Source organism: Paractinoplanes globisporus DSM 43857 (assembly GCF_000379645.1).
Taxonomy (GTDB): domain Bacteria; phylum Actinomycetota; class Actinomycetes; order Mycobacteriales; family Micromonosporaceae; genus Actinoplanes; species Actinoplanes globisporus.
Genome location: NZ_KB903356.1, coordinates 1 through 19902 on the forward strand (window position 1 = coordinate 1; position 19902 = coordinate 19902).

The window sequence follows — 19902 nt, forward strand, 5'->3', positions numbered from 1 at the left end:
CAGCCCGCGGTCGCCTCAGCCCGCCCGTCACCCCAGCCCGCGGTCGCCTCAGCCCGCCCGTCACCCCAGCCCGCGGTCGCCTCAGCCCGCCCGTCGCCCCAGCCCGCCCGTCACCCCCGCGCACCCGTCACCCCAGCCCGCCGTCGCCCTCGCCCGCCGTCGCCCGCCATCGGTCGCCCTCCCGTCACCCTGGCCGATCGCGGGTCGCCTCAGCGGAGGCCGGACTCGTAGGCGGCCACGACCAGTTGGGCTCGGTCGCGGGCGTTCAGCTTGGTCAGGAGGCGGCCGATGTGGGATTTGACGGTCGAGATGCCGACGTGCAGTTCGGCCGCGATCTCCTCGTTGGAGCGGCCTCGACCGATCAGGGTCAGGACCTCCCGTTCGCGGGCGGTGACGTCACGCAACGAGCTCACCGGCCGCTCGGGCTGCGCGACGAAGGCCGTGATCAGCCGGCGCGTGGCCGCCGGCGTCAGCAACGCCTCGCCCGCCGCGACCACCCGGATCGCCTGGATCAGCTCCCCCGGCAGCACCTCCTTGAGCAGGAACCCGCTCGCGCCCGCCCTGATCGCCCCGAACACGTACTCGTCCAGGTCGAACGTGGTCAGGACGATCACCTTGGTATCCAGGCCCGCGTCGCCCTGGCAGATCTCGCGAGTCGCCTCGATGCCGCTCATCTCCGGCATCCGCACGTCCATCAGAATGACGTCGGGCTCTTCGCGATGGGCGAGCTCGACGGCCTCCTTGCCGTTGCCGGCCTCGCCGACGCAGGACAACCCGGGCGTGTGATCGAGCAGCAGCCGGAAGCTCTCCCGCATCAGCGCGTGATCGTCGGCCAGGGCAACTCTCACCTCGGCGCTCATGACGCGTACCGCAGGGTCGTCGCCACCACCCAGCCACCCTGCGGCCCCGGGCCGGCGATGAGATCACCGCCGAACATCGCCGCCCGCTCTCGCATGCCGATCAGACCCTGTCCCATTCCACCCTCACGCATCCCGCCTTCACGGGCCCCGTTATCGCGCGACCCTGCGTCACGTGCTCCGCCCGAACCGTTGTCGGTCACCTCGAGCCGCAGCTCGCCGCGCCCGATGTCGATGTCGACCCGGCAGGTCGTCGCCCGCGCGTGCTTGAGCACGTTGGTGAGCGCCTCCTGCACCATGCGGAAGACAGCGACCCCGACGCCCTCGGGGACCGCCCGGTCGCCACGCAGCTCGAGATCGACAGCGAGCCGCGCCGACCGCGCGGACGCCACGAGACCGCCCAGATCGGCGAGCCCCGGCGTCGGCACGACGACCGCCTCCGCCCGCAAGGCCCCGAGCGCCCGGCGCAGCTCGGCCAGCGCCTCCCGGCTGGTGGCGGCGATGATCCGCAGCGACTCCCGCATCTCCTGCGGCTGGTCATCGGCGATGTGGTCGGCCACCGCGGCCCGGGCCGCGATCACGCTCATGTTGTGGGCCACGATGTCGTGAAGGTCGCGCGCGATGCGCAGCCTCTCATGCCCGAGCGCCAGCTCGGTGGCCTGTTCATGGCTGCGGGCGGCGTAGGCCCGGCGCTCGCGGACCGTGAGCCCGACCGTCCAGCACAGGCCGAGCACCCAGAGGACGAGGCCGACCTCGAACGGCTCCCTCACCGTCCACCCGAACACGACGCCGACCACCGCAAGAGAGATGAGCACGAGCCAAAGCGAGCGACGCACCTCGACATCGGTACCGACCGTGTAGAGGACGAGGGCCAGCACGACCATGGGGGCGATCCCGGCATAGTCGGGGATCACGCCGCTGCCGACGGCCGCCGTAGCCAGGGCCAACCCGGCCCACGCCGCGGCCTCGGGCCGGAGCCGGCGAACCGCCACCGGCGCCGCCAGCAGGACGCCCGTGAGCACCGACAGCCAGGCCGGCTCATGCCACGACGGGCGTGGCGGGAGGGGAGCCTCCACGGCGGCACTCCAGCCGAGCAGCGCAACCGCCACGGCCAGCAGCGCGTCGATGGCGAGCAGCTGGCCGCGGCTCAGTCCGCGGAGAAGCACGGAGGGCGCGGCAGTCGTCATGCCGGCGACATTAATGAGGGAGGGGCGTCGAGCGCGTCAGACCAGGGTCTGAAATTGGTGATCACCAATTGTGTACCTGGGTCGGACGACTCACGGCGTCCCATCCGCGATCGTCCTTGGCCATGACGATTCCGATGGTGTCGCTCCGCGATCTACGCAAGGACTATCGCGCCGGCTCCGACCGGGTGACCGCGCTCGACGGCGTCACGGTCGACCTGCCCGCCGGCACGTTCACAGCGGTCATGGGCCCGTCCGGTTCGGGCAAGTCGACCCTGCTGCATTGCGCCGCGGGCTTGGACAGGCCGACCTCGGGCGAGGTCGTGCTCGACGGCGTTGGCCTGAGCCGGCTTGACGAGACCGGCCTCGCCCTGCTGCGCCGCGAGCGCGTGGGATTCGTCTTCCAGGCGTTCAACCTGATCTCATCGCTCACCGCCGGGCAGAATGTCGGTCTTCCCGCCCGCCTGGCCGGCCGCCGCGTCGAGCCGGCCGACCTCGACGAGGCGCTGGCCCGGGTCGGCCTCGCGGACCGTGCCCGCCACCGCCCGATCGAGCTCTCCGGCGGCCAGCAGCAGCGTGTCGCGATCGCCCGCGCGCTGCTCAACGCCCCGGCCGTGGTCTTCGCCGACGAGCCGACCGGCTCGCTCGACGCGCACACCTCCCGCCAGGTGCTCGCGATGCTCCGCGACCTGGTCGACGAGCGCGGCCAGACCATCGTGATGGTCACCCATGACCCGGTGGCGGCCGCGGTGGCCGACCAGGTGCTGCTGCTGGCCGACGGCCGGCTCATCGACCGGCTCGACTCCGCCTCCGCCGAGTCGATCGCGACCCGCATGGCCGCGGTGGAGGAGACATGCTGACCCGCGATCGGCTGGGTGCGTTTGTCGCGGTTCTTTTCGGGACGGTGGTTGTCACGCTCACCCTGACATTGCTCGCCTCGGCCGCACCCCGCGTTCCTGAGCGATTTGCGGCCGTCGCCGTGGCCGTGCGAAGCCCCGGCGTGACAACCCCGGCCGACCCGTTCCCGGAGTCGCGCCCGTGGTCGTCCGCCGAGGCGGTCGCGCTGGCCGGGCGCCTGGCCGCGATTCCGGGTGTCACCGCGGCCGTCCCCGACCGTCGCTTCTACGCGCAGCCGGTGCTCGACGGCCGCCCGCTGGCCGCCGCTCAGGAGGGTCACGGCTGGGCGAGCGCCGTCCTGGCACCCGATCGGCTGGCCGCGGGTCAACCCCCACGAGCCGACCGCGAGGTGGTTGTCTCCCGGCGGTGGGGCATCCCAGTCGGCGGCACGGTGACGATCCTGACCGCGACCGGCCCCGCGCCGTGGCGGGTCACCGGCCAGATCGATGCCGAGCGCCTGTACGTATCGGATGCGACTGCCGCAGTCCTCGCACCAGGCGTACGAATGATCGGCCTCATCGGGCAGCCCGACTTGGCGGCCATACGTGCCAGCGCAGGCAAAGCAACCGTCCTGCACGGCTCGTCACTGGGCGACCTGGAGCCGCGCGCCGACGCGCGCACCCGGTGGATAGGCCTGCAGGTGCTCAGCGCCATGGCCGCGCTTGCCGCGTTCGCCTGCGTCTTCGTGATTGCCTCAACCGCGGCGCTCACGGTGCACCAGCGACGACGAGAGATCGGGCTGCTGCGTGCGACCGGTGCGACACCCCGTCAGGTCCGGCGACTGGTGATCCGGGAGGCCGCGGTCGTCGGCGCCGTCGCCGGTCTGGCCGGGACGCTGCTGGGCCTGCTGCTCGCGCCGCTGATCGGTCGGGTTCTGGTCGGCGCCGGGTTCGAGCCGGCCTCGTTCGCGGTCGGTATTCACCTCTGGCCGGTACTGGCCGGTGTCCTCGCCGGTCCACTCGTCGCGGTCGTCGGTTCGCTGGCCGCCGCCCGTCGCGCCGCCCGCGTCGGGCCGCTCGAGGCGCTGCGGGAGGCGGAGGTCGAGGCCAGGCCGATGTCCCGGTCCCGGTGGGCTGTGGGGCTCTCGTTCACGGTTGCCGGAGTCGTCGCGGGCATCGCCACAGCTCTCACCGACGACGTCAGCGACCTGGGCACCTTCGCGCTGGCCGGGGCCATGGCGCTGGTGATCGGCGCGACGGCGCTGGCGCCCGCTGCCGTGCCGCTGCTCGTCCGGGTCCTGCTGCGGCCCGCGACCGGGCCGATCGGCATGGTGATGAGGGAGAGCACGCTCGCCGGAGCCCGGCGGACGGCCTCGACCGCCGCGCCGGTGCTGCTGACCATGGCGTTCGCGGTGTTCATCGCCGGCAGCGTGCAGACCTCGACAAATGCTTTCGCGGCCGCGCGGGCGGAGGCCGCGCACGCCGGAACGGTCCTGGTGCCGAACGGGACCCCGGGCCTGAGCGATGCGGTGGCACCCGAGGCTCCATTGCCGACCGTGCTCTATCTGAAAAACCCGAACGACACGGTCGTGGCCACCACCGGAATCGACCCGGCGGCACCGTTCAGCCCCGTGCCGGCGCGCGCCCTGGTCACGCCCGAGAACGTGGTGGTCAACGAGTCCCTGTCGGCGCGGCTGCAGGTCGGGCTCGACGACACGATCGACGTGACCTTCGCCGACGGCGTGCGGACGCCACTGCGGGTCGTCGGGGTCGCCCGCAACGACGCAATACCGGCCGAGCTGGTGGTGAGCCGGGCTACGGTCCGCGAGCACGACCCCTCGGCGCTGGCCGCCGCCATGTCCCTTCCCGGCGGACCGGCCAATGCCGCCCCATCGCCCAACGGGATCGACGCGGCCACGCCGCTGCCGCATGGGCCGAGCCTGGCCGCGGCTGGCGCACGGGTCGTGGATGTGAACAGCTACGCCCGGCAGGCAGACGCGGAGGAAGACCGGCTTGTCTGGATCTTCACGATGCTGCTGATCGGGGTGTCCGTCGGTTATGGGGCGCTCGCCGTGGCGAACACACTCTTCATGGCCACCGCGCGGCGCGCGCCCGACTACCGGTTGCTGCGTCTCGCGGGCGCCACGCCGCGGCAGGTGCTGTTCGCGGTCGCGGGCGAGTCGGCGCTGGTCGTCGCGGTTGGCGCGGTGCTCGGCGTGGCGGCCGCGGTCCTGGCACTCTGGGGCAGCACAGCCGGGTTGCGGGCACAGACCGGCAACGCCGTAGCGCTGACCGTCCCGTGGCCGATCGCGGCGATCGCGGTGACCGCCTGCCTCCTGCTGGCCCTGGCCGCCAGCGTGATTCCCGCTCGGGCCCGGATGGCCCGTCTCGAGCCGGACCGGGAGCTGTCATGAGGCCTCAGACTCGGGCGAAGTCCTCGAGCGATCTCTCGGTCAGCGAGCCCAGCACGAGATCGGCCTTGTCCAGCGGGAGGCCGGCCGTCAGCGGGTTGGGCACCGCTACGCAAAAGATGCCGGCCGCCTTCGCCGCGGCGACGCCGTTCGGCGAGTCCTCGACCGCGAGGGCTTCCTCCGCGCGCACGCCCAGCTCGTCCAGCGCGAGCTCGTACAGGTCGGGAGCGGGCTTGCTACGTGCGACACGGTCGCGGGTGGCGAGCACCTCGAAGCGGTCTCGCAGGCCCAGCGCGTCCAGGAAGCGTACGACCCAGGGGGCACGCGAGCTGGACGCCAGCCCCACGAGCAGTCCGAGGTCGCGGGCCTCGTCCAGCCACGCGACGATGCCCGGACAAGGCTCGGCGTCGGCCACCAGCTCGTCGAAGCGGGCTTCGCGGGCCGCCCGGAGCGCCGCGCGGTCCACCGGGCCGCCTATCAACACCTCGAGCTGGGCGTACGGATCCCAGTCCGCGTCCGACGTGCCGATTGCCTGCGACCAGACGGCCGGATCGAGCTCTGCCCCGTGGGCGGCATACGCCTCCTGCCACGAAAGAAACTCCGGCGTCTCGGTGTCCAGGATCGTTCCGTCCAGATCGAAGATGACCGCCTTGAGCACGCGAGCATCGTCCCGCGCCCGGTCAACCGAGTCTGGCGCCGGCGACGTGGGTCACAGAGACGAACGCCACTGCGGCGGTCATGATAGCAGCGCCGGATGTTGCCACCGGAGCGACCTGCAGAAGAGGGGTCCCCCGACCGCCCGTGCCCTGCCTGCGGGGACGTGACAGGGCGGGCGGTAGGTCTGGACGGCCTCGACGGGTTCACGCGACCGTCCGGGGCGGATAACGTCGCAGCGTGTCACGGCCTCGGTTATCCGGTGGCCGGTGCGTAGGAGGGATACGAAGATGAGCGACTCGTACGAGAGCATCGAGCGGGAGATCGCCGGCAGCGACTACGGTCCGGGGGCCTTCGATGAGCCGGACGACTACCGTCCGGAGAAGGGCGACGACGACCCCGGCCTGTCGAGCACACTGGCCGCGGGCTCGGACGTCGACCAGTTGCAGGACGGCGGGCCGCACCCCGAGCACGGCGTGATGACCACCACCGGCGGCACGGCCGGGCCGAACAGCTTCCGGACGCACCCGCGGTCGGGTCCCGGCGTCGCGAACACGACCACCGGCGACGCCACCACCGGCGCCATGGAGACCCCGGTCGACAGCTACACGAGCGACGCCAGCAGCAACGCGATCGACTGACCCGCACGCGGCCGCTACCGTCGGCGGCGTGACAGATCAGTGGCCGCCCATCCCGGGCATCCCGGCCCACGCCGAGCGCCCAAGCGACACGGCCACCCCCGGTGAGCACCCGCGCGGCACGGCGGCCAGCGACGGGCACCTGCGCGACGCAGGTGCGGACGATGGCCGCACGGGCGACGCGGCGGCCAGTGGTGAGCGCGTGTCTGACGCGGCGGCCAGCGACGGCAGCGCGCGCGATGTGGTGGCTGGTGGCGCGGAGCTGCTCGACGTCGACCCCGTTTCGGCGGAGCCGTTTGCGGCCGGGCGGGAGGCGGATGTCTTTCTGCTGGGCGACGGGCGGGTGCTGCGGCGGTATCGGTATGCGACCGATACGGCGGGTGAGGCTGCGGTTATGGCCTACGTCGGCGGGCAGGGGTATCCCGTGCCGGTGGTGTACGCAGCTCGCGGGAGCGACATGGTGATGGAGCGGCTGCACGGGCCGACCATGGCGCAGGCGGCTATGACCGGCCGGCTGTCGATGGCGGACGGGGCCGTCGTGCTCGCTGAGCTGCTGCGTCGGCTGCACGAGGTGCCGGCTCGGTCCGGGGCGGGGACGATCGTGCATCTTGACCTGCATCCGGAGAACGTTCTGCTGACGGAGCGCGGGCCGATGGTGATCGACTGGCGGAACGCGGGTGATGGGCCGGGGGACCTCGACACGGCTTTTACCGCGTTGATCCTGGCGCAGGTCGCTATCGGGTCGATCGAGCATCCGCTTGGGGTGGATGCCGGGGTCATGCTCGATCGGTTTCTCGAGTTGGCGCCGGGTGACCCGGTTCGGCTGCTCGACGAAGCGGTCGCGCTCCGGAGTCGGCAGCTCACGCTTTCGGCCGAGGAGGTCGGCATGCTAGGCACGGCCGCCGCCCGCGTGCGGAACGGCGGTCGCTGACCGCCGGACACGCGGGTCCGCTCGGCGGCTACGGACGGCCGCAGGCCAGCCCGGCGGCCAGGCAGGGCCCGGCCAAGTAGGCCAGCCAGGCGGCTATGCACGGCGCGGCCAAGCAGGCCAGCCCGGCGGCTACGGGCGGTCCGGCCAGGCAGGTCAGCCCGGCGGCTGCGGACGGCATGGACCACCGACTGGCTGTTCGCGGTGGGCGGGGACTGGGCTGAACCTCGTACGGCCGAATGCTTGGGAAAATGCGACCGCCCGGCGGAAGGGGAGGCTCCGCCGGACGGTCGAAAGAACAACGCTGGGGTCAGCCGGCGTAGGCCTCCAGGCGGGAGGCGCGCTCGGGGTCGCGGAGCTTGAGCATCGTGACCTTTTCGATCTGGCGGATGCGCTCGCGGGACAGGCCGAACTCGCGGCCCACCTCGTCGAGGGTGCGCTGGCGGCCGTCGTCGAGGCCGAAGCGGAGGCGGATCACGGCGGACTCGCGCTCCGAGAGGGTGGCGAGGACGATCTCCACCTCGTTGCGGAGCTCGCCCTGGCCGACGTTGTTCGCCGGGTTGCTGGCGTCGACCGCGGCCACGAAGTCGCCGAGCGCGCTCTCGCCATCCTCGCCGACGGCCTGGTCGAGGCTGACGGGCTCGCGGTCGTACGAGATCAGCTCGATGACCTGGAACTCGGGCACGCCCATCGCCTTGGCGATCTCGCTGATGCTCGGCTCGCGGCCGAGGGTGGCGGCCAGGTCGCGGCGCGCCCGGACCATGCGGTTGACCTGCTCGACCATGTGCACCGGGATGCGGATGGTGCGGGCCTGGTCGGCCATCGCGCGGGTGATCGCCTGGCGGATCCACCAGGTCGCGTACGTGGAGAACTTGTAGCCCTTGGTGTAATCGAACTTTTCCACCGCGCGGATGAGGCCCAGGTTGCCCTCCTGGATCAGGTCCAGGAACGCCATCCCACGGCCCGTGTACCGCTTCGCGATGCTGACCACGAGCCGCAGGTTCGCCTCGAGCAGGTGATTCTTGGCGGCCTTGCCCTCGGCGATGACGATCTCGAGAAGCTGAGCGAGGTCGTCGCCGGCCTCGGGAAGCTTCTCCTCCGCGTACAGCCCGGCCTCGATGCGCTTGGAGAGCTCGACCTCCTCGACGGCGGTCAGCAGGCGAGTGCGCCCGATGCCGTTCAAGTAGGCCCGCACCAGGTCGGCCGAAACGCCGCGCTCGTCCGTCGCGTCCAGGTCGGTCAGGAGCTCGACACCGTCGGTCATGATGTTGTCGGCGGTAACTACCGCCACGGTCTCCGACGCCTTCATCTGCAGGACCACCTTTCAGTCCCCTCCCCGCTGATAACCGTCTAGTGCGTTCCCAGCCGCATTCGTGCCGGTGATCGATAGCTTGGCCCGGGACGCGTTAAGCCGAGGTGAGGCAAGCGTCCAGGTGGCATGAATCAGGGAGAACCCTGACGTCGCCAAGCCGACAAGTGGGTGGAATGCCGGATCTGAGCTGTTGTGGAACGCCGATAATGTCTTGCAAACGCCGTCCAGGAGGGTTCGGTTCATGGTCTTCAAGAAGATGTTGCGAGCGATGGGTGTGGGCGGTCCGTCCGTCGAGACGGAGCTGACCAACCCCAACTGCCGGCCGGGCGGATTCCTCGAGGGCCAGATCCGGGTCGTGGGCGGCGATCATGCCGTTGACGTGGAATATCTCGCGGTCGGCCTGATCACCCGGGTCGAGGTCGAGAGCGGCGACAGCGAGTACAACACCGATCAGGAGTTTCACCGGCAGCGGCTGACCGGGTCGTTCCGGCTCGACCCGGGCGCGCACTACGACGTGCCGTTCCGCTTCGACGTGCCGTGGGAGACGCCGATCACCGAGGTCTACGGCCAGCAGTTGCACGGCATGACCATGGGCCTCACGACCGAGCTCGAGGTGGCACGCGCCGTCGACAAATCGGACCTCGACGCGGTGGCGGTGCATCCGCTGCCCGCGCAGGAACGCATCCTCGACGCGCTGCTGCGGCTCGGGTTCCGGTTCAGCCGGGCGGATGTCGAGCGCGGCCGGGTGTACGGGGTGGAGCAGCAGCTGCCGTTCTACCAGGAAATCGAGTTCTACCCGCCGTCAGCGTACGCACACGGGATCAACCAGCTGGAGCTGACCTTCATCCCCACTCCGCAGCGCCTTCAGGTCATCCTCGAGATCGACAAGCGCGGCGGCATGTTCAGCGAGGGGCACGACGCGTTCGGCAAGTTCACCGTCGACTACGCGACCGTTGACCAGGTCGACTGGGCCGGCCAGCTGGACAACTGGCTGCGGCAGTCCGCTCAGCGGCGCGGTCTCTTCTTCTAGATCTCCAGCAGCAGCGTCCGCGGGCCCACGTTGACGCTCTCGACGAGCATGTGCGCCCGGAAGCGCCCGGTGGCCACGGTCGCGCCCCGGGCGCGCAGGGCCTCGACGTACGCGTTGACCAGCGGCTCCGCGATCTCGGCGGGGGCGGCGGCGCTCCAGGTCGGCCGGCGGCCCTTGCGCGCGTCGCCGTAGAGGGTGAACTGGCTGATCACCAACAGCGGTGCACCGACGTCCGAGGCGGACGCTTCGTCGTCGAGAATCCGCAGTTCATAGGTCTTTCGTGCCAACTCGGCCGCCTTGGCCGGCGTGTCATCGTGAGTGACGCCGACCAGCACGAGCAGCCCGTCCTCGATCTTGCCGATGACCTCGTCGTCGACGGTCACGCTCGCCCGGCTCACGGTCTGCACCAGCGCCCGCATCGTGCCCCTTCCCGCCATCTCGGTTAGCGCCATTCTCGTTAAGACCCTATTCGTGTACGAGGTGAGCACGGCGTCGCTCTTGGGGGGCAGGGGGCTCACGGGCCGGCGCGGCGGGCGGGCAGGCGGGCGGTTGGCGGGCGGGCGCGGCGGGCAGGCAGACGCGCGGTTGGCGGGCGGGCGCGGTGGGCAGGCAGGCGCGCGGTTGGCGGGCGGGCGCGGCGAACGGGCAGGGGCGCTCGCGGGCCGATGCCGCGGCCGCGGGGCGCTCGCGGTCGGCGGACGGGCTCGGTGGGCGGGCAAGGGGAACTCTCGGGCCCACGCAGCGGGCGGGCGCGGCGGGCGGGGGCCGACGGGGCCGACGCAGCGGGCGGGCGCGGCGGGCGGGGCCGACGCGGCGGGCGGGCAGGGCGCCTGGGCGCGACATCGACGGGCACCCGACTACGGCATGTAGAGGCGGCGGGCGCCGGTGTCGGGGCGGGACACGGGTGGGCCCAGCTCGGTGGCGGCGTGCAGGACCGAGATGCCGTCGGGGCGGGCCAGGACCGGGTTGAGCATCAGGGAGCGCAGGCGCGGGTGGTCGTCGGCCAGCCGGCCCACGCGCAGGAGCAGGTCGATCAGGGCGGCGCGGTCGACCGGAGCGGAGCCGCGGTAGCCGTGCAGCAGCGGCGCCGCCCGGGGCTCGTCGACGAGGGCCGCGGCTGCGCGGTCGGTCAGAGGGGCCGCCCGCCAGGCCAGGTCGCCTAGGAGCTCGCTGGCCACGCCGCCGAGACCGAAGCCGACCACGGGGCCGAAGGCCGGATCTTCCACCACCTCGACGACCGTCGCGACGCCGGGCGCGACCATCGACTGGACCAGCACGTCGGGGCCGAAGCTGGCGGACAGGTCGCCGTAGGCGGCCCGGACATCAGCCTCGCCGGCCAGCGCCAGCCGCACCGCGCCGAGGTCGATGCGGTGTCGCAGCGCGCCGCCGGCCGCCTTGAGCGCCACCGGATAGCCCAGCGCGGAGGCCGCCGCGATCGCCGACTCGACCGAACTGGCCAGGGTGGACGGCACGACCTCGATGCCGTACGCCGCCAGCAGCGCGGCCGGCGGACCGTCGAGGTCGACCGCCGACGGGTCCACGTCGGACAGCACCGGCAGCACGCCGGGCGGGCGGCGCAACCAGTCCGCGTAGTTCGCCACCCGGGCCAGCGCTCGCACCGCCTCCTCCACCGACGGGTAGGCCGGGACGCGGGGCGGGAGGTTCCCGAGCAGGAAGGTGGCCACGGTCGGCTTCTCCCCGGCCAGGGCGACGCTGGCCAGGGCGGCGGCAAAGTCGTCGTCCTCGTCGGGGAGCTGACCGGGCAGCGGGGGCGCGAAGACCACGACCAGAGAATCGGCGCGATCGTCGACCGCGGCATCGGCCAGTGCGTCGGCGAAGTCGTGCGCGCCGGCCTGCGGGCTGATGTCGTGCGGATAGCCCTCGGCGACCGCCAGGCCCGACGCGCGGCACGCCGCCACCGCGAGCTGGGACAGGGCCGACGAGTTGCCGACCACCGCCACCCGCCGGCCCGCGGGCAACGGCTGGTGGGCCAGCAGCAGGCCGACGTCGAACAACTCCCGCACCGTGTCGACCCGGATCACGCCGGAGCGGGCGAACAGCGCCGTGACCGCGTGCGCGTCGGGCCCGGGCAGATCGCCGGCGAGCCCCAACGGGCGGGTCGCCGAGGCCACCGCGACAACCGGTTTCACCCGGGACATGCGGCGGGCGAGCCGGGCGAACTTGCGCGGGTTGCCGAACGTCTCCAGGTAGAGCAATACGACGTCGGTGCCGGGGTCGTCCTGCCAATACTGCAGGAGGTCGTTGCCGGAGACGTCGGCGCGGTTGCCGGCCGAGACGAAGCTGGACAGGCCCAGCCCGCGCCGGTCGGCCTCGGCGAGCAGGGCCACGCCCAGCGCGCCGCTCTGCGCGAAGAACCCGACGCGACCCGCCGCCGGCAAGGTGGGCGCGAGCGTGGCGTTGAGGCGTACGGAAGGATCGGTGTTGGCGACTCCCATGGTGTTGGGCCCCACCACGCGCAGGCCCGCCTCGTGTGCGCTCTCCACCAGCGCGCGCTGGGCCGCGGCCCCCTCGGCACCGGCCTCGGCGAAGCCGGCCGAGACGACCACCAGGCCGCCCGCGCCGCTCGCCGCCGCGTCGGCCACCGCCTCGCCGACCGACTCGGGCGGCACCGCGATGAGCGCCAGGTCGACCGCGACGCCGGCCTCGGTGGCCGATCGGTACGCCGGGAGGCCCGCCACCCGGCTCGCCCGGCGGTGGATGGGCACGATCGTTCCCGTGTAGCCCCCGTCGCGCAGGTGGCCCAGCATCGCGGCGCCGATGCCCTGGCCGCTGGCGCTGGCGCCGTAGACGGCGACCCCACGAGGCGCGAGCAGACGGGCGATCGAGCGGGCCTCGGTGCGCTGCTCGCGCGACTCCTGCACCTCGCGCGATTTCTCGGTCGGCTCGATCGGGAACTCGAGGTGCACCACGCCGTCGGCATAGCGCCTTTGGATCTGGTAGCCGAAGTCGCTGAACACCCGCAGCATGCCGCCGTTCTCCGGGAGGACCTCGGCGACGAAGCGGGTGATCCCGTTTTCCCGGGCCGCGTCGGCCAGGTGCTCGAGCAGGACCGAGCCGATGCCGCGCCCCTGATGAGCGTCCTCCACCACGAAGGCGACCTCGGCCTCGGGCGAGTCGTGGCCGAGCCGCTCGTACCGGCCGACGGCCATGATGCGCGGGCCGCTCACCACGACGTACGCCTCGCGGTCGTGGTGGTCGACGTTGACGAAGCGCTCGAGGTCGCGCTCGGGGATGCGCGGATAGGGCGAGAAGTAGCGAAGGTATCGCGTGCGTTCGCTCATGCGGGAGTGGAACTCCACGATGGCCGGTGCGTCCTCGGGGCGGATCTGCCGCAGGTGGGCGGCCGAGCCGTCGGAGAGCAGGACATCCGCGCTTTTCTCCACGACCGCCTCCTAGTCGCGGGGATCGTGCGGGTCGAGGCCGTGCAGGGGGAACACGGCCGTCCGGGTAGCGAGGATGGCCCGGTCGACCGCGTCGGGCGTGGTGCCGGGCTCCCACGGCTCGATCGGCGGGTCGGTGCCGTCGGTCATCGTCTCGGGCACGACCCGGCCGGGGCAGCGCTCGGCGGCCAGCCGCCGCCAGGCCTCGGGGGTGCGGGTGCCGGGGTCGAGCGGGTCGCCGGTCGCGATCGCGAGCAGATGGGCCCAGGCGCGCGGGACGACCTCGACCAGGGCGTAGCCCCCGCCGCCGGTGGCCACCCAGCGGCCGTCGCACAGCTCGTCGGCCAGGCCGCGCATCGCCACGTACGCCGCGCGCTGGCCGTCGACTGACAGGCGCAGGTCGGCCAGCGGGTCGAGCCGGTGGGTGTCGGCGCCGCACTGGCTGAAGATGATCTCGGGGGCGAAGGCGCGCACGACCGACGGGACGACCGCGTGGAACGCGCGCAGCCAGCCGGCGTCGGCGGTGCCGGGCGGGAGCGGCACATTGACCGCCATGCCCTCGGCCGAGGGGCCGCCGATCTCGTCGGCGAAGCCGGTGCCCGGGAAGAGCGCCAGCGGCGACTCGTGCAGGCTGATCGTGAGCACCCGCGGATCGTCGTAGAAGGCGGCCTGCACGCCGTCGCCGTGGTGGACGTCGACATCCACGTAGGCCACCCGCTGGGCGCCTCGGTCGAGCAGCCGGGCGATCGCGACGGCGGGGTCGTTGTAGACGCAGAAGCCGGAGGCCCGGGCGGCCATCGCGTGGTGCAGGCCGCCGGCGACGTTGACGGCGCACGTGGCCGTACCCTCCCAGACGGCCTCGGCCGCCGCGATGCTGGCGCCGCAGATGCGAGCGGAAGCCTCGTGCATGCCGTCGAAGACGGGGTTGTCGGGTGTGTTGAGACCCCAGCCCCGGAAGAACGGGTCGCTCGGAGCGAGCCGGACGGCGTCGAGATAATCAGGGCTATGGATGCGGGTGAGGTCGTCGTCGCCGGCCGGCTGTGGTGTGATCATCCGCACCCCGGGGCGGTCGAGGATGCCGAGCTCGCGGGCGAGTGCCATGGTCAGCTCGACGCGCACCGGATTGAGCGGGTGGTCGCCCATGTCATAGTCGAGCAGGGCTTGGTCCCACACCACGGCGGTCGCTCGGTCTGCCATGACGGTCATGCTGCCACGCGGCTCCGACAATTTTCGCGGAGCGCGTTCGGGTAAGGTCCGCTCCACACCACGTCGGTCCATCTGTCAAGCCTCGTTAACGAGGTAATATCGCCGCTGGGAGGGCCGCACCGTGAATGATCTTGTCGACACTACGGAGATGTATCTCCGCACCATCCTCGAGCTGGAAGAGGAGGGTGTCCCGCCGCTACGCGCCCGCATCGCCGAGCGCCTCCACCAGAGCGGCCCGACGGTCAGCCAGACGGTGGCCCGCATGGAGCGCGACGGTCTTCTCACCGTCGAGGGCGACCGCCATCTGGTGCTGACCGGGGCCGGCCGGGTCGCGGCCGTTGCCGTCATGCGCAAGCACCGCCTCGCCGAGTTGCTGCTGGTCAACGTCATCGGTATGCCGTACGAGGAGGCACACGAGGAGGCCTGCCGCTGGGAGCACGTGATGAGCGACTCGGTCGAGCGCAAGGTCTACGAGCTGCTCAACCGGCCGACCCGCTCGCCGTACGGTAACCCGATCCCCGGCCTCGACAAGCTCGGTATGCCCGACGACGAACAGGATGAGATCACGGCCGGCCACGGCGAGCGCAACCTGGCGTTCCCCGGGCTGAGCGGCAGTGTCGTCGTGCGGCGCATCTGCGAGAGCGTGCAGACCAACTCCGACGTGCTGCGCCAGCTGCACGCGGCCGGCATCGACCCGGGCACGACGGTCACCGTGGCGCAGGAGCGCGACGCCGTGACCATCGACCGCTCCGGCGACAAGATCCGCCTCCCCCGCGAGGTGGCATCCCGAGTCTTTGTGGCAGCGCACTAACCGGCGGTCGTGTCCATCGCCTTCGCGAGGCTCAACAACCTCGTGTTCATGGCCGTCACGTCGGCGGCCTTGGCCGTCTTCGCGAAGGTGAAGCGCAGCGTCTGCAGCTGCTTGGCCTCGCTGAGCCAGCCGATCTCCACGCTCGGCCCGTGCCCGCCGCTCGCGGCCGTGTTCAGCCGATAGGCGGCCTTGCCGAGGCCCTTGAGAGTGGTCGCCTTGTCGGGCTTGAGGTCCGACAGAAACAGCTTGGCGTCGGCCTGGGTGCTCTCCACCACGGAGAGCGCCAGGTCGGGCCAGTCCCCCGCGATCGTCTGCACCACGCAGGTCGAGGTGTCGTCGACCTGGTCGGAGGCGGCCACCTCGAAGGTGACACCGATCTTGGACTTGATGAAGGCGTAGTCCCACAGGATGCAGGCGCCACCGGCCGAGGCCGCGGGCTGCTGGGCCAGCTGGACCGGGGGCAGCGGGTCGGAGTCGTTGGTGGCGTCCGCGTGGCTGTCGCACGCGGCCAGGCCGAGGAGCACGGCAGCGCCGAGCACGACGGAACGCGTACGCACGAGTGATCCTCCCGACGGGTTTCGGGGCACACCGTACTTTGCCCGGCGATCGGACGAAAGCCCGCGCCAGACACCACAAACGCACGCACAGTAATCTCGACGCGCGGCGAGCGAAAAGCAGACCACGAAACCGAGGAGACATCGTGATCAACGACCGCCTGATCGATGCCGGAGAGCTTCCGCTCGCGGTCCGCGACTTCGGTGGCGACGAGCCGCCGCTGCTGCTGTTGCACGGCGCCGGCGGCAACCTCGCCCACATGACCACGCTGGCCCGCGCGCTCCGCCCGCATCATCGGGTGATCACCATGGATCTGCGCGGCCACGGCCGCTCCGGCGACGGCGTCTGGACCTGGGACGCGGCGCTCGGTGACCTCGCCGCCGTCTGCGTACAGCTGGAGCTGGACCGGCCGGCGGTGGTCGGCCAGTCGCTCGGCGGCATGCTGGCCGCACTGTGGGCGCAGCGGCACCCCGAGACGCCCGGCGTGGTGAGCCTCGACGGCAACCCGCCGCCCACCCGTCCCGAGCACCTGCCCGGCCTCGACCCGGAGAAGGCGGCGGCCGAGCTGGCCCGGCTGCACGCGATCTTCGACCGGATGGAGGCGATGGCCGGCGCGGTGATCGAGGCCGACCAGCTGCCCGATCTGGTCGAGCGGCAGCAGATGGCGGCCCGCGACATGGGCGCCAACGAGAAGGTGTGGATCGAGGGGTTCCGCCGCAACCTGGTCCACCAGAACGGCGAGACCTCGACCCGCCCGTCCGCGGCCACCACGTCACAGCTGCGCACGCTGATGAACGAGCTCGACCTCGGCCCGGTCTACGCCGCCACGACCTGCCCGGAGCTGCTCGTCCTGCCCACCCGCGACCTGCCCGAGCAGGAGCCGTTCGCCGAGCTCTACGCGGCCCATCGGCGCTACGTCGTCGACCAGGCCGACCGGGCGGCAGCGTCGGGCAACGTCCGTTACCTCTCCCTCGCGGACGCCTCACACGCGATGGTGATCGAGCAGCCGACCGTGCTGGCCGGCCTGATCACCGATTTCCTGGCGGCGAATCGCTAGCCAGAAATCCCGGCAGCCGCGCGAGACAGCTCTCCCACCCGGCCCGGTAGTCCTCGGCGGTAGCGGCGTCGATCCGATCGTGCACGACGACCAGGTCGGTGCCGTCCCCCGCGGGTGTCAGCTCGATCGTGACCCGGCTGTCCCGATCGTCGCCGTCCCACCGCCACGACTGCACGATCCGGCGAGGCCGCTCAAGCTCGGCATACTCCCCCGCGAACCCCATGCCGTCGCCCCGGACCCCGAACCGCCCGCCGACGACAGGATCGGACGTCGCGGCTGGTGACCCCGCCGCCGGCCAGTACCACGCGGCCAGCGAGTCGGCGTCGGTCAGCGCCGCCCACACCCGCTCCGGCGGAGCCGCCACGTGCGCCTCCACCCGCGCCGACTCCCCAAAACTCACGGTGGTCACCCTGCCACCATCCGCTTGCGCTCGCTGCCCCACCCCACCAAAAGCCTCATATCGTACGCGTCGAGAAGAGTCCCGGCTTCACGTCGGTGAGCTGGCTGCAACGCCAGGCCGCACCCTGCCGCCGGGCCAGTGGGTGGAAGGGTGGGGGCACGCGGGCGCGCCCCCACCCAGGGTCAGGTCCCGCTGGAGGCGAGAGTCGACACCTCACTGGCGGACAAGGCGCGGCTGTAGACGCGGACGTTGTCCAGGGCGCCGTCCAGGTACGGATCGGCGTACTGGGAGCGGCCCAGCCAGTTCTGCGTGGTGTTGCCGAGGGCGGCCGGGCTGATCGTGAGCGCCGCGTTGCGGGCCACCTCGCCGCCGTTGACGTAGAGCACGCCCAGGTTGCCGCTGCGGGTCACGGCGACGTGGGTCCAGGCGCCGGCCGGCAGCGCCGAGGGCGCGTCGATCCGCTGCTCGCCGCCGGATCCGCCGGTGGTGATGGCGAAGCGGGCGGTTCCGGTGCTCGATCGCGGGGTCAGGAACATATACGCGCCGGTCCCGGTCCCGAAGTCGAACAGCCGGCTCCACGACGTGACCGTGTCGAGCCGGACCCACAGCGCCACCGTGAAGTTGGTGGCCCCGGCCAGGATCCCGCCGGGCAACGCCGCGTATCCGGTGCTGCCGTTGAGGTCCAGCGCGTTGCCGCTGCGCCCGGCCACGTACGCCGCGCTGTACACGGTCGCCGTACGCCCGTTGCCGGACACGTCGGCGGGCGAGCCGTCGAACGGGTAGTTCGCGACCAGCGTCGATCCGGTGATCGACCAGTAGACGCTGTAGCGCTGCCCGTGCACCTTGTAGAACGGCGCCAGGGTGACGCCGTTCGCGGTGTACTGAAGCGGGGTCGTCGTGGCGGTCAACGAGGTGGGGTCCAGCACCGGCAGCGCCGTCAGGTTCGACGTGCCGAAAAGTCCACCGAGGACGATCGGGCCGACCTTCACCGCCTGGACGTTGCTGTTGTCGTTTGCCGCTTCCCGGGTGAGCGCCATCGGCAGCGTCACGTCGACGACGTCGCCGGAGGCCCAGGTGCGGGTGACCGTGGCGTAGGCGCCGGCAGCCGGCGAGGAGAAGACCGTGCCGTTGACCCGGATCTGCGCGCCCGAGGCCCAGGCCGGGATGCGGATCCGCATCGTGAACGCACCCGCGCCGGTGACGGTCAGCTTCGTCGAACCCGCCTCCGGGAACGATGTGTCCTGCCGGATCGTCACGCCCCGCGCCGCCCAGGTGAGGACGGAGGGGATGAACAGGTTGACGTACAGGGTGCTGCCGCCGTCGTGGAAGTAGATGCTGTCGCCGTACTTCGTGTTGCTCTCCATGCCCGTGCCGTGGCAGCAGACGAAGCTGTTGTAGTCGTTGCTGTACGTCTTGATCCCGCCGGCCCGCAGCGGGACGTAGTAGCACTGGAACCCGTGCGCCGACGACGGGTCCTGCGAGGCGAGGGTCTGGTTGTAGACCGCCTTCTCGTAGAAGTCCATGTAGTCAGCCCGGGCCGGGTTGGTCAGGAACAGCTGCCGCGTCAGCTTCAGCATGTTGTAGACGTTGCAGCACTCGGCGGTCGTGTCCGAGAGCTCACTGGCGATCCGGTCCGGCGCCTTGAAGTACTCGCCGTTCGAGTTACCCCCGATGGCGTACGTGTGATGCTTGGTCACGATGTCCCAGAAGTTGACGGCGATGTCGCGATAGCGGGTGGTGCCCGTGGCGTGGAACTCGCGGATCGCCCCGACAATCTTCGGGATCTGGGTGTTGGCGTGGTAGTTGTTCAGGCTGTCCACGTTGGACGCGAGCGGGTCGAAGATCTCGGCGTGGTCGAACTGCTGCGCCGCCGCCAGATGCGCGGCGTCGCCGGTCAGCTGGTAGAGGTTGGTCAGCACCTCGTTCATCCCGCCGAACTCGGTGTCGAGCATGTTCTGCCGCTGGGTCTGGGTGAGCCGGTCGTTGCGGAACTTCACCCACGACGCCATCCCGGTGAGCACGGTCAGCGCCTGCGCGTTGCCGGCCAGCAGGTTCATGTCGAGCAGGCCCGCCATGATCTTGTGGAGGGTGTAGTACGGCGCCCACACGCTCTGGCGCTGCTCGACCCGGTCGATGAAGCTCTCCGGGAACGCGCTGAGGTACCCGGTGTTGAAGCCGGCGGTCGCGGCCCGCGCCTGGCATTGCGCCAGCACGGTGACGATCGAGTCGCCCTTGGTCTTGTACGACGCGTCGCCCGTGCTCGCGTACGCCTGCGCGAGCGCCGACAGGTAATGCCCGGTCGAGTGCCCCCGTAACTCGGTGGTCGGCGATTCCCAGCCGCCGCACGCGGTGGCCGTGGACGAGAGGCCGACGTTCAGCCGGAACGTGTGCAGGAGCCGGTTGATGTCCAGGAACTGCAGGTACGACTGGGTACGCCCGGCGTTGGCCGAGAAGGGACTGGTCAGCAGGCGTACGGCGGTGAGCGGAAAGGCGTAGGCGGAGACGCCGGCGTCGGGCCGGGCGGCGGCGGCAGCGGGGAGAGCGACCGGCAGGGTGGCGGCGACGCCGACGGCGGCCGAGCCGGCTAACAGGGTTCGGCGGGACAACTGCGGGGACACGAGG

The 19902-nt window shown here is 71.7% G+C and carries 18 protein-coding genes; 7 read left to right on the forward strand and 11 right to left on the reverse strand.

Translation table 11 applies throughout. The features are described 5' to 3' along the window. Positions 1 to 209: 209 nt before the first annotated feature. Both A3CQ_RS0146295 and A3CQ_RS0146300 read right to left on the reverse strand, forming a co-directional pair. Positions 210 to 860, reverse strand: a complete 651-nt coding sequence (locus tag A3CQ_RS0146295) for a response regulator (RefSeq protein ID WP_020517794.1) — start codon at positions 858 to 860, stop codon at positions 210 to 212. Beyond that, positions 857 to 2044 carry a sensor histidine kinase gene (locus tag A3CQ_RS0146300; RefSeq protein WP_063713681.1) on the reverse strand — a complete coding sequence of 396 codons (1188 nt, stop codon included), beginning with the start codon at positions 2042 to 2044 and terminating at the stop codon, positions 857 to 859. The genes A3CQ_RS0146295 and A3CQ_RS0146300 overlap by 4 nt, the downstream gene beginning before the upstream one ends. Positions 2045 to 2166: 122 nt before the next feature. Between A3CQ_RS0146300 and A3CQ_RS0146305 the strand changes: the two genes are divergently transcribed. After that, a complete protein-coding gene (locus A3CQ_RS0146305; protein WP_020517796.1) occupies positions 2167 to 2901 on the forward strand; it encodes an ABC transporter ATP-binding protein in 735 nt (244 codons plus the stop codon). Continuing rightward, positions 2895 to 5291 carry an ABC transporter permease gene (locus A3CQ_RS0146310; RefSeq protein ID WP_020517797.1) on the forward strand — a complete coding sequence of 799 codons (2397 nt, stop codon included), beginning with the start codon at positions 2895 to 2897 and terminating at the stop codon, positions 5289 to 5291. Before A3CQ_RS0146305 ends, A3CQ_RS0146310 begins: the two co-directional genes overlap by 7 nt. Before the next feature lie 4 nt (positions 5292 to 5295). Here the strand turns inward: A3CQ_RS0146310 and A3CQ_RS0146315 are convergent, their stop codons facing one another. Continuing rightward, positions 5296 to 5946: an HAD family hydrolase gene (locus tag A3CQ_RS0146315; protein ID WP_020517798.1), complete on the reverse strand. Its 651-nt coding sequence runs from the start codon at positions 5944 to 5946 to the stop codon at positions 5296 to 5298. A gap of 286 nt (positions 5947 to 6232) precedes the next feature. On the opposite strand from A3CQ_RS0146315, the gene A3CQ_RS0146320 reads away from it, so the two are divergent. Together A3CQ_RS0146320 and A3CQ_RS56425 are read left to right on the forward strand one after the other, a co-directional pair. After that, positions 6233 to 6583: a hypothetical protein gene (locus tag A3CQ_RS0146320; RefSeq protein WP_020517799.1), complete on the forward strand. Its 351-nt coding sequence runs from the start codon at positions 6233 to 6235 to the stop codon at positions 6581 to 6583. Positions 6584 to 6611: 28 nt separating this feature from the next. Beyond that, positions 6612 to 7511 (forward strand): phosphotransferase, encoded by a 900-nt coding sequence (locus A3CQ_RS56425; protein WP_020517800.1) that lies wholly within the window; start codon positions 6612 to 6614, stop codon positions 7509 to 7511. 28 nt (positions 7512 to 7539) lie between these two features. Here A3CQ_RS56425 and A3CQ_RS61530 read toward each other — a convergent pair whose 3' ends face one another. Beyond that, on the reverse strand, positions 7540 to 7689 hold the full coding sequence (locus A3CQ_RS61530) for a hypothetical protein (protein WP_157297160.1): 150 nt from the start codon (positions 7687 to 7689) through the stop codon (positions 7540 to 7542). A gap of 129 nt (positions 7690 to 7818) precedes the next feature. Further along, on the reverse strand, positions 7819 to 8772 hold the full coding sequence (sigB, locus tag A3CQ_RS0146330; RefSeq protein ID WP_169516379.1) for an RNA polymerase sigma factor SigB: 954 nt from the start codon (positions 8770 to 8772) through the stop codon (positions 7819 to 7821). A gap of 289 nt (positions 8773 to 9061) precedes the next feature. On the opposite strand from sigB, the gene A3CQ_RS0146335 reads away from it, so the two are divergent. Next, positions 9062 to 9850 (forward strand): sporulation protein, encoded by a 789-nt coding sequence (locus tag A3CQ_RS0146335; protein ID WP_026206948.1) that lies wholly within the window; start codon positions 9062 to 9064, stop codon positions 9848 to 9850. On the opposite strand, the gene dtd is transcribed toward A3CQ_RS0146335, so the two are convergent. The 3 genes from dtd to A3CQ_RS0146350 all read right to left on the reverse strand — a co-directional run bounded on the left by dtd (position 9847) and on the right by A3CQ_RS0146350 (position 14448). Continuing rightward, on the reverse strand, positions 9847 to 10269 hold the full coding sequence (dtd, locus tag A3CQ_RS0146340; RefSeq protein WP_020517803.1) for a D-aminoacyl-tRNA deacylase: 423 nt from the start codon (positions 10267 to 10269) through the stop codon (positions 9847 to 9849). The two genes, A3CQ_RS0146335 and dtd, sit on opposite strands and share 4 nt — an antisense overlap. Positions 10270 to 10707: 438 nt before the next feature. After that, a complete protein-coding gene (locus A3CQ_RS0146345) occupies positions 10708 to 13254 on the reverse strand; it encodes a bifunctional acetate--CoA ligase family protein/GNAT family N-acetyltransferase (RefSeq protein WP_020517804.1) in 2547 nt (848 codons plus the stop codon). Positions 13255 to 13263: 9 nt separating this feature from the next. After that, positions 13264 to 14448, reverse strand: coding sequence for an acetoin utilization protein AcuC (locus A3CQ_RS0146350; protein ID WP_026206949.1), 1185 nt, complete (start codon positions 14446 to 14448; stop codon positions 13264 to 13266). Between the two features lie 130 nt (positions 14449 to 14578). Between A3CQ_RS0146350 and A3CQ_RS0146355 the strand changes: the two genes are divergently transcribed. Beyond that, positions 14579 to 15268, forward strand: coding sequence for an iron-dependent transcriptional repressor DtxR (locus A3CQ_RS0146355; RefSeq protein WP_026206950.1), 690 nt, complete (start codon positions 14579 to 14581; stop codon positions 15266 to 15268). Here the strand turns inward: A3CQ_RS0146355 and A3CQ_RS0146360 are convergent. After that, complete coding sequence (locus tag A3CQ_RS0146360; protein WP_211216815.1) at positions 15265 to 15825, reverse strand: hypothetical protein; 561 nt, start codon at positions 15823 to 15825, stop codon at positions 15265 to 15267. The genes A3CQ_RS0146355 and A3CQ_RS0146360 overlap by 4 nt on opposite strands. Positions 15826 to 15968: 143 nt before the next feature. On the opposite strand from A3CQ_RS0146360, the gene A3CQ_RS0146365 reads away from it, so the two are divergent. Beyond that, on the forward strand, positions 15969 to 16880 hold the full coding sequence (locus A3CQ_RS0146365; protein ID WP_020517808.1) for an alpha/beta fold hydrolase: 912 nt from the start codon (positions 15969 to 15971) through the stop codon (positions 16878 to 16880). Here A3CQ_RS0146365 and A3CQ_RS56430 read toward each other — a convergent pair. Continuing rightward, a complete protein-coding gene (locus tag A3CQ_RS56430) occupies positions 16852 to 17280 on the reverse strand; it encodes an SRPBCC family protein (RefSeq protein ID WP_157297161.1) in 429 nt (142 codons plus the stop codon). The two genes, A3CQ_RS0146365 and A3CQ_RS56430, sit on opposite strands and share 29 nt — an antisense overlap. A gap of 182 nt (positions 17281 to 17462) precedes the next feature. Next, positions 17463 to 19898 carry a glycoside hydrolase family 127 protein gene (locus A3CQ_RS0146375; RefSeq protein WP_020517810.1) on the reverse strand — a complete coding sequence of 812 codons (2436 nt, stop codon included), beginning with the start codon at positions 19896 to 19898 and terminating at the stop codon, positions 17463 to 17465. Positions 19899 to 19902 lie beyond the last annotated feature (4 nt).